Source organism: Pseudogracilibacillus sp. SO30301A (genome assembly GCF_037072025.1).
Classification (GTDB): Bacteria; Bacillota; Bacilli; order Bacillales; family Amphibacillaceae; genus Pseudogracilibacillus.
Window position 1 is genome coordinate 73758 of the sequence record NZ_JAXHDD010000012.1, and the last position, 15601, is coordinate 89358.

Sequence of the window (15601 nt, forward strand, 5' to 3'; positions counted from 1 at the left end):
ACTAAAATTCCACTACTTTTTTAATCGCTTCTTTTACGCGCTCAGTTGTTGGTAAATAATCATTTTCAATTGCAAACAATGGAACAGGAACATCGAAACCAGTTACTCGTTCAATCGGAGCTTTCAAATATAAAAATGACGTATCATTTATAACAGAGGTAATCTCACTACCTACTCCCCCCGTTGCATGAGCCTCATGGACAATAACAACACGTCCTGTTTTTTGTACAGACTCTGCTATCATATCTTTATCTAATGGATATAACGTTCGTAAATCAACAACATCACAAGAAATACCTTGTTCCTTCATTTCATTAGCTGCCTGTTCGGCGATAGGAACCATTGCACCCCAAGCAAAAACAGTAACATCTTCCCCTGTTTGGATTGTTGTTCCTTTCCCTAGTTCAATTGAATATTTTTCAGCTGGCACATCCATCCTTTTTCCACGATACAGACGCATTGGCTCTAAAAATAAAACTGGATCAGGATCTTCAATTGCTGCAATTAAAAGACCTTTTGCATCATATGCATTGGAAGGACATACAACTTTTATTCCAGGCATATGTGTAAAGAGTGCTTCAACACTATCTGAATGTATTTCTGGTGATCTTACTCCTGCACCATAAGGAGCACGGATTACCATTGGCAAACTATAATGTCCCATTGTTCTAGAACGAGTTCGTGTAACGTGAGTCGCAATTTGTTCATAAGCTGGATAAATAAAACCAAGGAATTGAATTTCTACAACTGGTTTTAATCCATTTAAAGCCATTCCGACCGCAGTGCCGACAAAGCCTGCTTCACTTAGTGGTGTATCGATGACACGACGCTTTCCAAACTCTTTTTGTAATCCATCTGTTGCCCTAAAGACTCCACCATTTACGCCAATATCTTCTCCGAGCAATAAAACGTTCTCATCTTCTTGTAGCATCGTTTTAAGTCCTTCATTAACTCCTTGTATTAAAGTGAGAGATTTGTGTTCTATATTTATTTGATCTACTTGATTTTTAACTGTACTTATCATCATTATCCAATCCTTCCTAGCAACGCTTCTTTTTGTTCAGCAATTGTCCAAGTCGGTTCCTCAAACACATAATCAAACATATCAGCAGGGTTTGGTTTCTCGAATGCTTCCATTCTATCAATCGCATTATTTAGTTCTGTTTCTATTTCATCCTCCATATTCTTTATCCAGTCTTTATCCCACATATTTAGATTTTTCATTAGGCGCTCTACACGAGATAGAGGGTCTAACCGTTCACGCTTTTCGTCTATTTTTTCTTGATCGCGATATTTCGTTGGATCATCAGCCGTTGTATGGGGACCAAACCGCATTGTTACTGCTTCAATTAATGTTGGACCTTCACCACGTCGTGCACGATCAAGCGCCTCTTTTACAGCAAGATAAACAGCAAATACGTCCATTCCGTCCACACGGATTCCTGGAATTCCATAGGATACCGCTTTTTGAGCAATCGTCTCAGAGTTCATTTGTTTTTCAATCGGAACAGAAATCGCGTATCCATTATTTTGATTAAAGAAAACGACTGGTGCTTTAAATACACTTGCTATATTCATTCCTTCGTGAAAATCACCTTCTGAGGTGGCACCATCTCCAAAGTAAACGATAGAGCAATTATTAGTCCCTTTATAAACTTCTGCCATCGCTGCCCCAGTAGCGTGAGGTAACTGTGTAGCAATCGGTATCGCCGCAGGGAAAATCTTTTTAGTTAGTGATGGAACACAACCCTCTACTCTACCGTTCCAATGAAGCAGTAGCCTGTCCAAATCTGCTCCAAATGTTAATGTTGCCCCGTGATCACGGTAAGTAGGAAACATCCAGTCCTCTTCATTCAAAGCTAACGCGCTACCTACTTGTGATGCTTCTTGTCCTTCAAACGGCACATATGTCCCAATTCTGCCTTGACGCTGAAGTGCTTTTCCTTTTTTATCGTATGTACGTAAACGCAGCATATTATAATAGAATGTTTTTACTTGTTCTTCTTTTACTTCCGATTGATAGTGTTCAGAAACTAATGTACCTTTCTCGTCAACTACCGTCATTAAAGGATATTTCTCCTTCATCCGTTATCTTCCTTTCACTCAGATTACTTCACTAGTTTATTTTTGGATATTCCATTTTGGTCGAATCGTTCGACTAAAAAAACTATTCCGATTTTTTTGCTCATGCAAGACTTTTTGACATTTTTGATCTGCTGCTTCTACTGTGGATATTTTCTGCTGTTTTGCCTGATCATAGATGTCTAAGAGTGAGTCATATATCGACTTCGTTTTAAGTAATACTCGCTCTTTATTTACACCATATAATTCATCAGACACTTGAATTAATCCACCAGCGTTTACGATATAATCAGGTGCATAAAGGATTCCTTTTTCCGTTAACTGTTCAACTAAACCTGTATGCGCAAGCTGATTATTAGCTGATCCGACAATAGCTTTTACTTGTAACTGGGCAATAGTTTGTTCCTTAATAATTGCCCCCATCGCACAAGGTACAAATATATCTGCATCCACAGAATAAATATCTTCACTCGAAACAACAGTTACCGTTCTATTAAGCTCATTTCCTTTTTCTTGTATCTTCATTAACACATCTTCATGAATATCTGTTACATACAAGTTGGCTCCTTCTGTTAATAAATGCTCCGCGACTTTAAAACCTACTTTTCCTAAACCTTGAATTGCATAACTTCTTTCGCCTAACGATTTATCTCCAAACAAATAATAATTCGTTGCTTCTAATGCATAAATAACACCCTGGGATGTCGGGATTGATGAATCGCCCCCTCCACCATATGCTTCGGGAATCCCATTAATAAAATTCGTTTCTTTTAAAGCGTGTACAAAATCATCCATTGTCGTCCCCATATCTGTACCTGTATAAAAACGGCCATTTAATGAATCAACAAATTGACCGAATGCCCTAAACAATGCAGGAGATTTATCTGTTTCGGGATTACCAATAATAACAGCTTTACCACCACCAAAATCGATATCTGCTGCTGCACATTTATAAGTCATTCCTTCGGATAAACGTAAAACATCTTCAAGGGCTTCTTCAACACTTTCATAAGGATACATACGGGTACCGCCTAAAGCTGGGCCAAGCGTTGTATCATGAATCGCAATGATCGCTTGTAAGCCAGTGACCGGGTCGTTACAGAACATTACTTGCTCATGACCTGCTATTTTTTTAAAAATATCTTCTTGTTGTAATTTTGTTTTTTCTAATTGCATCATCTTCATTTAACCCCTTCCAACATTTCATTGCTAATTGATTTTTCAATCTTACTTTCTATCAAATTTTTGGCGAGGATTCCTTGAACAACTTCTCCTTCACCAATTGGACCGAGTGAGTTTGTCGCAGTTACTTTTGTAACAACCTTTCTTTCCGTCACATCTGTTACAGTAGCAGTAATCTCTATCTGTGTTCCAAGTCCTGATGGAGCCAAGTGTTTAAGTGAAACAGCCGCACCCATTCCCTCTTCATTTTCTTCTAAATGTGGCAGTAATAGTTTCCTAGAAACCAACTCCATATGATAAACCAAAGCTACCGTTGAATATGCTGGGTGCACTAACTCACCATCAAATTTAGCCAACATTTCCTCAGTTACTTCAACCGTGATAGATTCCTTTAACCCCACTTTCATTGAATCTTTCATGCTATCACCCTCCAATAGATTATATTTGTATCCGTTTTCAATGACTAAAAACGCCGAACAAATTAAATATATGATTTGATATATCTTATTAAATTCAGTATATTTGGTTGACGGTTAACTGTCAACAGTAAACTGTAATTTAAATAAAAAAAGAAGAAGGGAACATACCTAAAATGTCACACTCTAAAGAAGAAAGATTAGAGAAATGAATGAGTACAACCCTTCTCACTCAACATTAGCTCTTATTACGTAGTTGATGTAAACTGTGACACTATTTAATCATCACTAGAAGGAATGACTTGATCTTCAAGATGTTAAGTCGATTTCAAACATGTCGAGTCGTTTTCCAAGATGTCGAGTCATTTTCCAAGATGTCGAGTCGTTTTCCAAGATGTCGAGTCGATTCCAAACATGTCGAGTCATTTTCCAAGATGCCGAGTCGATTCCAAACATGTCGAGTCATTTTCTAAGACGTCGAGTCGATTCCAAACATGTCGAGTCATTTTCCAAGACGTCGAGTCGATTTCAAACATGTCGAGTCATTTTCCAAGACGTCGAGTCGATTCGAAACATGTCGAGTCATTTTCCAAGACGTCGAGTCGTTTTCAAACATGTCGAGTCATTTTCCAAGATGTCGAGTCGTTTTCCAAGATGTCGAGTCGTTTTCCAAGATGTCGAGTCGTTTTCCAAGATGTCGAGTCGTTTTCCAAGATGCCGAGTCGATTCGCAACATGTCGAGTCATTTTCTAAGACGTCGAGTCGATTCACAAGATGTCGAGTCATTTTCCAAGATGTCGAGTCGATTTCAAACATGTCGAGTCATTTTCCAAGATGTCGAGTCGATTTCAAAGATGTCGAGTCGTTTTCCAAGACGTCGAGTCGATTCGCAACATGTCGAGTCATTTTCCAAGATGTCGAGTCGATTCCAAACATGTCGAGTCATTCTCTAAGATGTCGAGTCGATTTGCAACATGTCGAGTCATTTTCCAAGATGTCGAGTCGATTCCAAACATGTCGAGTCGTTTTCCAAGACGTCGAGTCGATTTCAAACATGTCGAGTCATTTTCTAAGATGTCGAGTCGATTCGCAATATAGTAATTGCCCCCAAGACATGGGGTTGATACATAAATAACATGTAGACTCTTCTGTCGCAGTTTATGGAAAATAAGAATGAAAAAATCCGAACTAATATAAACTTTAATGAAGAAAGTTTGTATTATAGTTCAGATTTTCAATGATAAAATCATTTTTTCTTAGCCATATTTGAAAACTTTAAAGTATTTAAATCAGCTCCATAATTAATCTTTTTGGTTCTTCAATCAGTTCAATAAAACGGTTAGCAAATCGGACCGAATCCGCACCATCTGCAACACGATGATCAAAGGATAAAGAAATATTCATAATGGATCGAATCGCAATTTCATCGTCTTTCATCACAACTGGAACACGCTTCGTTTTATGAAAGGCCATTATTCCAGTTTGGGGATGATTAATAATTGGTGTCGCCCAAGTCCCTCCTAATGGGCCGACATTGCTAATCGTAAATGTTCCCCCTTGCATTTCTTTTACCGTTATTTTCCCTTGTTGCGCTTTTTCGGTTAATTGTTTCATTTCATTATGGATTACCCGCAATGATTTTTTATCGACATCACGGAGAACAGGAACAAGCAATCCAGTGTCCGTATCTGTAGCAAGACCAATATGATAAGCTTTATGCAAGCGAATAATTTCCTGCTCTTCATCAAGTTCTGCATTAAATAGCGGATGCTCTTTAAGCGCCACTACTAATGCTTTTAAGAAAAATGGAACGATTGAAATATCTTCTCCAAACGCTTTCAATTCTTTCCGATACGCTTGTAAATTTGTAATATCTACTTCATCAAAATGCGTTACATGAGGAATAGTGCGAACTGATTGTGTTAAATTAGTAGCAATTTGTTTGCGAATTCCTTTAAATGGAATTATCTCTACTTCTGTTTTTTCTGGCGTTATTTTTGGATGGGCAGCTTCAGTAATTTTTTGTGTTTGTTTTTGTTTATTAATGAATGCATAAACATCTTCTTCGGTAACACGTCCTGCCCGCCCTGTACCTGTTATTTTTTCGATATCTACTCCTAATTCACGTGCTATTTTTCTCGTATATGGTGCGGCTAATATTCCATTATACCGCTTCGGTAGTGAGTTTCTTTTTTTACCAGCTGACTTTTCCAACCCTTGTTTATTATCTGCTATCGGTACCGCCTGCTTTTTATGATCATCAATGACCATGATCGTTTCTCCTACCGTAATCGTATCCCCCGGTTTAAAAAATATCGATGTCACTTTTCCTGCTACAGGGGAAGGTATTTCAGCGACCATCTTATCTGTCTGTATTTCCAGTAACGGTTCATCCACTCCTATTTTGTCACCGACTTTCACAAAATAATTTACTATTTCCCCTTCTGTCATCCCTTCACCAATGTCGTGAAATTTAACTTCCAATCCCTCCACCTCCTAAAATTCAACCGAATTTTTTATTGCGGCTTTGACTCGCTCCGGTGTCGGTACATAATCATGTTCGATCGAAAATAAAGGAACAGGTACATCGAACCCAGTAACACGTTTTATTGGAGATTTTAAATATAAAAAAGATGTATCATTAATGATTGACGTAATTTCACTTCCAACTCCACCAGTTTCGTGAGCTTCATGGACAATCACTGCCCTGCCTGTTTTTTGTACAGATTCCGCAATAATATCTTTATCAAGTGGATAAAGAGTTCGTAAATCAATTACTTCAGAAGAAATACCTTCTGCTTCTAATGCCTGTGCTGCTTTTTCTGCTACAGGAACCATCGCCCCCCAAGCAAAGACGGAAACATCTTTCCCTTCTTTTACATAGGTCCCTTTTCCAATTTCAACCGTATATTTCTCACTAGGAACCTCTTTACGTGTACCTCTGTATAAACGCATCGGTTCAAGAAATAACACTGGATCCGGATCTTCAATTGATGCAATGAGTAATCCTTTTGCATCGTATGCATTAGAAGGGCAGACAACTTTTATTCCTGGCATATGAGTAAAAAGCGCTTCTGCACTATCTGAATGGATTTCAGGCGCCCCAACTCCCGCTCCATACGGCGCCCTAATTACCATCGGCAAACTATAAAATCCTAGTGTCCTAGAACGCATGCGTGATACATGTGTTGCGATTTGTTCATATGCTGGATAAATAAACCCGAGAAACTGAATCTCCACAACTGGCCTTAATCCATTTAAGGCCATCCCAACTGCCGTACCAACGAATCCCGCTTCACTAAGTGGAGTATCGATTACCCGCTTTTCTCCAAATTCTTTTTGTAGTCCTTCTGTTGCTCTAAAAACTCCACCATTTACCCCAATATCTTCCCCAAGCAATAATACATTTTCATCCTCTGCTAGCATCGTCTTTAATCCATCCTTAATTGCTTGAATGACATTGTATTTGTTCTGCTTCGTTGTCTTCTTTTGAACTGTTATTCTATTATCCGTCATGACCATTTACGATCCACTCCTTCTTAATAATGTTTCTTTCTGTTTTTGAATCGTCCAAGGAGCCTTTTCAAATACATAATCAAACATATCGGCAGGATTTGGTTTATCAAAATCCTCCATCTGTTCTACCGCTTCGTTTACTTCGGTTTCAATCTCTTTCCGTGTTTGGTTAATCCATGCTCCATCCCACATTCCATTATTTTTCATTACCCGTTCTAATCGTAAAATTGGATCAACCTCATCCCTTATTTGCTCGATCTTTTCTTGATCCCGATATTTGGTCGGGTCATCTGCCGTCGTGTGGGCACCAAAGCGTATGACGACCGCTTCAATTAATGTTGGACCATCCCCACGCCGCGCTCGGTCTAGCGCTTCTTTTACTGCAAGATGGACAGCAAACACATCCATTCCATCGACCCGAACCCCCGGTATCCCATAGCTGACCGCTTTTTGAGCTATGGTCTCTGAATTCATCTGTTTTTCTATTGGTACCGAAATCGCATAGCCATTATTCTGGTTAAAAAAAACGACAGGCGCCTTAAATACACTGGCTATATTTATCCCTTCATGAAAATCGCCTTCCGAGGTTGCTCCGTCTCCAAAATAGGCGATACTAGCATTTTTTGTTCCTTTATACATGTCAGCCATTGCAGCACCAGTCGCATGTGGTAAGTGAGTAGCGATCGGAACTGATGCGGGTAGTATACGTTTTGTTAACGATGGAACAGCCCCTTCCACCCGTCCACTCCAGTAGAGAAATAGACGATGAAGTTCCGCACCAAACGCAAGTGCTGCCCCGTGATCTCGGTAAGTCGGAAACATCCAATCCTTTTCATCTAAAGCGAGAGCGCTCCCTACTTGGGCCCCTTCTTGCCCTTCAAAAGGCACATATGTCCCGATTCGACCTTGCCTTTGTAACGCCCTCCCTCTCCTATCGTACGTTCGTAAGCGCAGCATATGATAGTAGAATTTCTTTATATTTTCTTCTGTAATGTCAGACTTATATTCTTCTGATACAATATTACCCGCTTGATCTATCAACTGCATTAAAGGAAATTTATCCTTCATTTTAAGCGATCATCCTCTCAATTTATTTATTCATTAAAATGCCATTTTGGCTTTTTAAACCGACTAAAAAAGTTATTGCGGTTTTTCTGTTCCTCCAATGTTTTTAGGCACTTTCGGTCAGCCGCTTCTAATGTTGAAATACTTTCTAACGCTGCCTGTTCATAAATTTCTAGTAAAGATGAAAAGATAGTCTTTGTTTTATTGAGCACTCTTTCTTGATTTGCTCCATATAATTCATCTGCAACGGAAATTAATCCACCTGCATTTACAATATAATCTGGTGCATATAAAATATTTTTTTGGTGTAGTTCATGGATGAGGGATTCATATTTTAATTGATTGTTTGCAGAACCTACAATGGCTCTTACTGTTAGTTGGGGTATTGTGTCTTTATTGAGGATTCCGCCCATCGCACAAGGGATAAAAATGTCTGCTTCTACAGAATAAATCTCATTACTCTTCACAACCGTAACAGGATTTCCTAACTTCTTTCCGATTTGTTCAATTTCCTTTATTGCTTGCTCGTTAAGATCAGTCACAATAACATTTGCACCATCTTTTAATAGGTGCTTGCACACTTTAAAACCGACTTTTCCAAGACCTTGGATCGCATATGTTTTACCAGTTAATGCATCATTATCAAACAAGTACTTATTCGTCGCTTTAAGCGCATATATAACTCCTATGGCAGTGGGAATGGAAGTATCTCCTCCACCACCATATGCTTCGGGTATACCACTAATAAAATTCGTCTCTTTCAACGCTTGCACAAAATCATCCATTGTCGTACCCATATCCGTCCCCGTGTAAAAACGTCCATTTAATGATTCAACATACTGCCCAAAAGAGCGAAAAAGAGCGGGTGACTTATCTGTTTGTGGATCTCCTATAATTACTGCTTTTCCACCCCCGAAATCTAAATCTGCTGCTGCACATTTATATGTCATTCCTTCAGATAAACGAAGCACATCATCAAGTGCCGCCTCAACACTTTCGTACGGATACATACGGGTTCCACCTAAAGCGGGTCCAAGTGTTGTATCATGAATAGCTATAATTGCCTTGAGTCCGGATTTTGGATCATTACAAAACATCACTTGCTCATGACCGGAAATTTTTTCGAATATATCTTTCTTTTTCATTTTCGATTTTTCCAATTGTTCCATCAAACTTATCCCCTCCCAAATCTTTCAGTCGGAAACTAGCTGAATGAAAGCGGATACATTTTTATTCTTACATTTAGTTCTTAAAATATATCTAAAATAACATTTAGAGTTTCCAACTAATTCCTAAATTTACTCTTAGTATATGCGGTTGACCGTTAACTGTCAACCGTACATAGTGAAAGAAAAAAATCTTATTTGAGAAAATAAGATTTTTCTTTGACTAATATTGCGTGTTCAAAAAGGAGGATAAAAAGGACCAAGAAGTTCGAGGCGACGAAGCTTCGAGCAGCGGACTTTCACAGGATGTGATGACTTCCGTGTTGCCCACAGGACGTGGGCGGTTTTAACGGAAGTTCCCCTGCCGCATTTAGATACATGAGCAAAGATCTGGCACGCAGAAAAAGTGCTTTCCTTTTTCAAGGAGCGGAGAAGCAAGTCAACGAAGAAATTCGCAGTGTCATTTTTCCCGGACTTTTTGAACATCCTTTAGTAATTAATTTGTTTTAGGACACCGTCTAGCCCTCTTTTAATATGTTCACTCATCATTTGAACAGCTTTAGTTGCATCTTTGTTCTGAATTGCTTCAAATAATCTTTCATGTTCTTCTAACAAAGTTGGATAAAATGTGGCACCTACCATACTATTTCGCATATAGTGAATTTTTGTTTTTATCATATTTAACATCTGAATTAAATGTTTATTATTCGAAGCTTCTACGATTATCGTATGAAATTGTTGATCCAGTTGTTTCAATTCTAGTGCTTGATCAACCACTTTTTTTGTTGCTTCTAAATTATTCACTAACTCATCCGTCACTTCTTCTGTTAGGTTGTTGATGGCAAGTTTAACGGCTAATGCCTCTAAACTCTCTCGACATTGAAAAATCTCAATAATATCCTCGACTGTAGGTTCATAAACTTTTACAAAACCATCATTATAGACAAGGAGTCCGTCTTGGATGAGCATTCGAATTGCCTCTCTGACCGGGCCTCTACTGATCCCTAAAGTCCCAGCAACTTTTGCTTCAACGATGCGCTCAGAAGGTTCTCGCTTCCCATCTAATATCGATTGTTTCAATATATTATATGCCTGTAAATGAAGCGATTCTGGTTTAACGATTTGCCCCATCCCAACACACCTCCTTTTAATTATGTACTTCTATTCCGCTATACTTATCATACTATATTTTTTGAATATCCGTTATAAATTGAATAAACAGTCATTATATTGCCATCATTTAACAACCCTTCTTTTGCTCTCTTATCTCGATATAATTTCAAGTTTTTCATCAATAGGAGTTCTTGCTTTAGGTGGCATAATTTTTTGTGGATACCCTATTTGTAAAACGGCAGCAATTTTTTGTTTTCTCGGATTTAACCCGATTTTTCGTACAAATTCTGGATCATGCCATATAAGGTGTGATTGTCCACAACACACCTACTCCATATTTCCATGCAGCCAACTGGACATTTTGGATAAATGCACAAACTGCTGCATACTCCTCCTCGTACCTAACAGGATCTTCTTCAAACGGTAAATAGATTAGTGCGTGGTGCGGGATATCAAGTAAAAACTGTTTGATAGATTGAATAGAACGCAATGTTTTTTCATTATTACCGCTGTACTTCATCATACCCAGACGCTGATAGCTTTGGATGATCGCATTTACAAAAGATTCCTTCCCAGCTTTTTGGTACAATTTAATATTCCAAGGTTCTTTCATATAATGAGTTGGTGCCCATGATGCATATGTAAATATTTCTCTTAACAGGTTTTCCGGAACCTCTTCCTTTTTGAAATGATGAATGGAACGCCGATTCTTTATGGTCTCTAATACATCGATTGCTATCACCTCATGTATTATTATACATGAAAAAAGGTCTCGAACTTGAGACCTTCGAAATTTTTTAGAAAAACAGTACGGCAAATAAAGTAGACAAGACTAACCCAATAACAACTGGCAAAAAGCATTTTCGCACTAAGTCCATTACTGGAACTCGAGCAAAACCCGCAACAGCAACGAGCGACGACCAAGCAATTAATGTTCCGCCACCAACCCAAATCGCACCCATTTGTCCGATGGCTGCAAGGGTTGCTGGATCTATTCCCATTGTTGATCCTAAAGGACCGGCCAACGCACCCGTCAGTGGAAGCCCCGAAAAGCCCGAGCCATCAAGACCCGTAATCATTCCAATAAAGAGCATACCAAACGCCGCCAGAAAACCATTACTCGGTATTAAATGCTCACCGGCTAAAATTAATTCAAACAGAAACGCTGGTGCACCTTCAGCCATCCCGAGTATTGGGGCAGCTGTTTCATCATTTCCTAAAAAGAAGAACCCTGCAATTGGAAGCACAATCCCCATTGCTTTAAAAGCAAAAATTAAGCCACCAATTATATGCTTGCTTACTTGTTCAAGCGATTCCTTCATATTATTTGTTAACGCCGAAGCAAGTAATAAAAGTAAGGCTGCTCCACCAATCAATGCTGCTCCCTCTCCACCTTCCATTTCAGCTGTACCGCTAACTTTTGAATAAACCATATATCCAACGATGAATAAAAATGCTATTGGTACTAAAAATGCAAAGAAATTTCCTTTTTTCTTGTTGAAAATCTGATTACTTTTGCTTGTTTCTTCCTCGTCTGATTCGTTTTTCATCCCTGTTTCTTCCCATACTTTGAGATGATTTTCAGACGGAGATTGAATTTTTTTTCGTAAAAACAAATATGCTAGACCTATTGCAATAACTCCCGTAATAATAGATAGCACTAAAGCACGGTCCGCAACAACACTTACACTTAAATTTGATGCACTAGCACTTAATGTCGGTGCAATTTGAATGATATAGTCGGAAGACAGTGCCATTCCTTGCCCGGCCAGTGATATCGCAATCCCAGCTCCAAGTGGCGGAAGACCTGCCCTAATTGCAACTGGAATGAGGATCGCTCCCACGAGCGGAACAGCAGGTGTCGGCCAAAAAAATAGTGAAATAACGTACGTAATGATAATTAAAACGAAATAGGAAACATGCCCATTTACCATGACTTTTTGAAACGGAACGATCATTTTTTGATCTGCTCCAATATCTTTTAACGACCTGAGTAATGCTGTCATTACTGCGATGATTAAAAATATATCAAATAGAGAACTGGCTGCTACGAGACTTGCACGGAACGTCGATTGTAATGCAACACCTAATGATCCCGTATAACTTAGCGCAACGAAGAAGGTGACACCGATTGCCGGGACGACAACATTTTTTCGAAATAGCATTGTAACAATAATGAGTACCGTCCCAAATAAATAAAGCCAATGAGCCAGTGTTAAAACCATCTTTTCTACACTCCTATCTTTTTTCTACTATAGATTATGTTTCCGCATAGGTATGTGTGTACATTTTTCAATTACTAGGTGACCTTTCATGCATTTTTCGATACACTGTTAATTAATAACAATTTTGAAAGGGGATTTTGAATGAGATTAGAAAGAGCAAATGTACCAGAGGAGCAGACATGGAATTTGACAGACCTTTTTTCTTCAACGGATGAATGGGAAAAAGAGTTAGAAAAAGTAATAAAAGATGTCGATAAAGTCGTTGCATTTAAAGGGAAACTTGGAGAAAGTGCTAAAAAATTACTAGCGGCGCTAGAAGTTTATGAAGATTTTTATGTACGATTAGGGCGTGTTGCAACATATGCATTTTTACAACTTAGCGTGGACGGTACGAATGCAGATGCCCAGGCAAATGCAGCAAAAAATGCCTCAGCTCTTGCGAAAATTCAATCAAAACTAGCCTTTATTGAACCAGAATTACTAACTATTTCCGAAGATACAATTTTACAATTTTTTAATGATGAGAAAAGTCTCCTTAACTATAAAAAGATGCTTGAGGATGTAATGGAGAAAAAAGCCTATACCCTTTCCCCTGAGATAGAAGAGACACTTGCGGCACTTGGAGAAGTACACGATGCACCACATATGATTTATGAACGTAGTAAAACATCCGATATGGAATTTGATCCAATTTCCGATGAAGCTGGAAACGAACTTCCAATGTCTGAGGCACTGTATGAAGACCGTTATGAAATGAGTCCAAATACAACCGTAAGAAGAAATGCGTATAACTCTTTTATTCGTACCCTTGAGCAATACAAAAATACGTATGCCGCAACCTACGCTACAGAAGTAACGAAGCAAATTACGATTGCACGACTACGAGGGTACGATTCAGTAATAGATATGCTTTTGCAAGACCAGCAAGTAACGAAAGATATGTATGAAAATCAATTGAATGTGATTCAAAAAGAATTTGCGCCTCATATGAGAAGATACGCTAAATTGGTGGAAAAAGACTACAAATTAGATAAAATTCGCTTCTGTGATTTAAAAGCACCACTTGACCCCGAATTTAATCCGGAAACAACATATGATGAAGCAAAAGATATGATACTAGATGCATTGGACATTATGGGACCTGAATATAGTGCTGCAATGAAAAAAGCATTTGATGATCGATGGATAGATTATTCAGATAATATTGGTAAACAATCCGGCGCCTTTTGTTCTAGTCCATATGCAGCTCACCCATATATTTTAATGACATGGACGAACATGATGCGGGGCACATTTACTTTAGCACATGAGCTCGGCCATGCTGGTCATTTTTATTTAGCGAATAAATATCAAAATTTATTAAATACTAGACCATCCACCTATTTTGTAGAAGCACCATCAACAATAAACGAACTGTTACTTGCAGACCATTTACTTGAAAAAACAAATGATAAACGGATGAAGCGTTGGGTGATTAGTGAATTGCTCGGTACATACTATCATAACTTTATTACCCACCTTCTTGAAGCTGAATTCCAGCGCCGTGTCTATGCGCTTGCCGAATCAGGTACTCCGCTAACAGCTGAAGTACTTTGTAGAGAGAAAAAAGAAGCGATTGAAAACTTCTGGGGAGACGCAGTTGATATCGATGATGGAGCGGGGTTAACGTGGATGCGCCAGCCACATTACTATATGGGGTTATATCCATATACATATTCAGCTGGGCTTACCGTCTCCACGACTGTTGCACAAAAAATTAAGTCTGAGGGGCAGCACGCAGTTGACCGCTGGCTTGATGTCCTTAAAGCTGGCGGAACATTGCGACCACTTGAGTTGATTAAAAAAGCTGGTGTCGATATGTCAAAACCCGATGCTATAAAAGACACAGTCGCTTATGTCGGTTCTCTGATTGATGAATTGGAAAAAAGTTATCAATAGTTCGAAAAACTCCTAGTGACTAGGAGTTTTTTTCTTTAAAGGGATTCGGGCTTGACATCTTGAGAATCCACTCGACATCTTGGAAATCCACTCGACATCTTGAGAATCGACTCAACATCTTGGAAATCCACTCAACATCTTGAGAATCGACTCGACATCTTGGAATTCCACTCGACATCTTGGAAATTCACTCGACATCTTGAGAATCCACTCGACATCTTGAGAATCGACTCGACATCTTGGAAATTCTCTCGACATCTTAAGAATCCTCTCGACATCTTGAGAATCGACTCGACATCTTGGAAATTCACTCGACATCTTGAGAATCGACTCGACATCTTGGAATTCGACTCGACATCTTGGAAATTCACTCGACATCTTGAGAATCCACTCGACATCTTGGAAATTCACTCGACATCTTGGAAATCCACTCAACATCTTGGAAATTCACTCGACATCTTGAGAATCCACTCGACATCTTGGAAATTCACTCGACATCTTGAGAATCGACTCGACATCTTGGAAATCCACTCGACATCTTGAGAATCGACTCGACATCTTAAGAATCGACTCGACATCTTGGAAATCCACTCAACATCTTGGAAATTCACTCGACATCTTGGAAATCCACTCAACATCTTGAGAATCGACTCGACATCTTGGAAATTCACTCGACATCTTGAGAATCGACTCGACATCTTAAGAATCGACTCGACATCTTGGAAATTCACTCGACATCTTGAGAATCGACTCGACATCTTAAGAATCGACTCGACATCTTGGAAATCCACTCAACATCTTGAGAATCGACTCGACATCTTGGAAATCCACTCGACATCTTGAGAATCGACTCAACATCTTGGAAATCCACTCAACATCTTGAGAATCGACTCGACAT

General features: G+C 38.9%; 12 protein-coding genes. 1 reads left to right on the plus strand and 11 read right to left on the minus strand.

All coding sequences use genetic code 11. The features are described from left to right. Position 1: 1 nt before the first annotated feature. From SPD89_RS08465 to SPD89_RS08515, 11 genes are all read right to left on the minus strand, one after another. A complete protein-coding gene (locus tag SPD89_RS08465; RefSeq protein WP_336261530.1) occupies positions 2-1024 on the minus strand; it encodes an alpha-ketoacid dehydrogenase subunit beta in 1023 nt (340 codons plus the stop codon). A gap of 2 nt (positions 1025-1026) precedes the next feature. Then, a complete protein-coding gene (pdhA, locus tag SPD89_RS08470) occupies positions 1027-2085 on the minus strand; it encodes a pyruvate dehydrogenase (acetyl-transferring) E1 component subunit alpha (RefSeq protein WP_336261521.1) in 1059 nt (352 codons plus the stop codon). A gap of 36 nt (positions 2086-2121) precedes the next feature. Continuing rightward, positions 2122-3261, minus strand: coding sequence for a Leu/Phe/Val dehydrogenase (locus tag SPD89_RS08475; protein WP_336261531.1), 1140 nt, complete (start codon positions 3259-3261; stop codon positions 2122-2124). A gap of 2 nt (positions 3262-3263) precedes the next feature. Further along, the gene (locus SPD89_RS08480) at positions 3264-3683 is read right to left on the minus strand and encodes a thioesterase family protein (protein ID WP_336261522.1); all 420 of its coding nucleotides are present in this window, start codon (positions 3681-3683) and stop codon (positions 3264-3266) included. Positions 3684-4964: 1281 nt separating this feature from the next. Continuing rightward, positions 4965-6164, minus strand: a complete 1200-nt coding sequence (locus tag SPD89_RS08485) for a dihydrolipoamide acetyltransferase family protein (protein ID WP_336261523.1) — start codon at positions 6162-6164, stop codon at positions 4965-4967. 12 nt (positions 6165-6176) lie between these two features. Next, entirely contained in the window at positions 6177-7196 is a 1020-nt protein-coding gene (locus SPD89_RS08490; protein ID WP_336261532.1) for an alpha-ketoacid dehydrogenase subunit beta, read from the minus strand. Positions 7197-7202: 6 nt separating this feature from the next. Further along, positions 7203-8264 (minus strand): pyruvate dehydrogenase (acetyl-transferring) E1 component subunit alpha, encoded by a 1062-nt coding sequence (pdhA, locus tag SPD89_RS08495; protein WP_336261524.1) that lies wholly within the window; start codon positions 8262-8264, stop codon positions 7203-7205. 26 nt (positions 8265-8290) lie between these two features. Then, complete coding sequence (locus SPD89_RS08500) at positions 8291-9430, minus strand: Leu/Phe/Val dehydrogenase (RefSeq protein ID WP_336261533.1); 1140 nt, start codon at positions 9428-9430, stop codon at positions 8291-8293. 486 nt (positions 9431-9916) lie between these two features. Then, positions 9917-10558, minus strand: a complete 642-nt coding sequence (locus tag SPD89_RS08505) for a GntR family transcriptional regulator (RefSeq protein WP_336261525.1) — start codon at positions 10556-10558, stop codon at positions 9917-9919. Positions 10559-10832: 274 nt separating this feature from the next. Continuing rightward, complete coding sequence (locus SPD89_RS08510; RefSeq protein ID WP_336261526.1) at positions 10833-11282, minus strand: nitroreductase family protein; 450 nt, start codon at positions 11280-11282, stop codon at positions 10833-10835. Between the two features lie 55 nt (positions 11283-11337). Continuing rightward, positions 11338-12765, minus strand: a complete 1428-nt coding sequence (locus SPD89_RS08515) for a hypothetical protein (RefSeq protein ID WP_336261527.1) — start codon at positions 12763-12765, stop codon at positions 11338-11340. A 141-nt stretch (positions 12766-12906) separates the two neighbouring features. On the opposite strand from SPD89_RS08515, the gene pepF reads away from it, so the two are divergent. Beyond that, positions 12907-14703: an oligoendopeptidase F gene (gene pepF, locus SPD89_RS08520; RefSeq protein WP_336261528.1), complete on the plus strand. Its 1797-nt coding sequence runs from the start codon at positions 12907-12909 to the stop codon at positions 14701-14703. Positions 14704-15601: the final 898 nt, after the last annotated feature.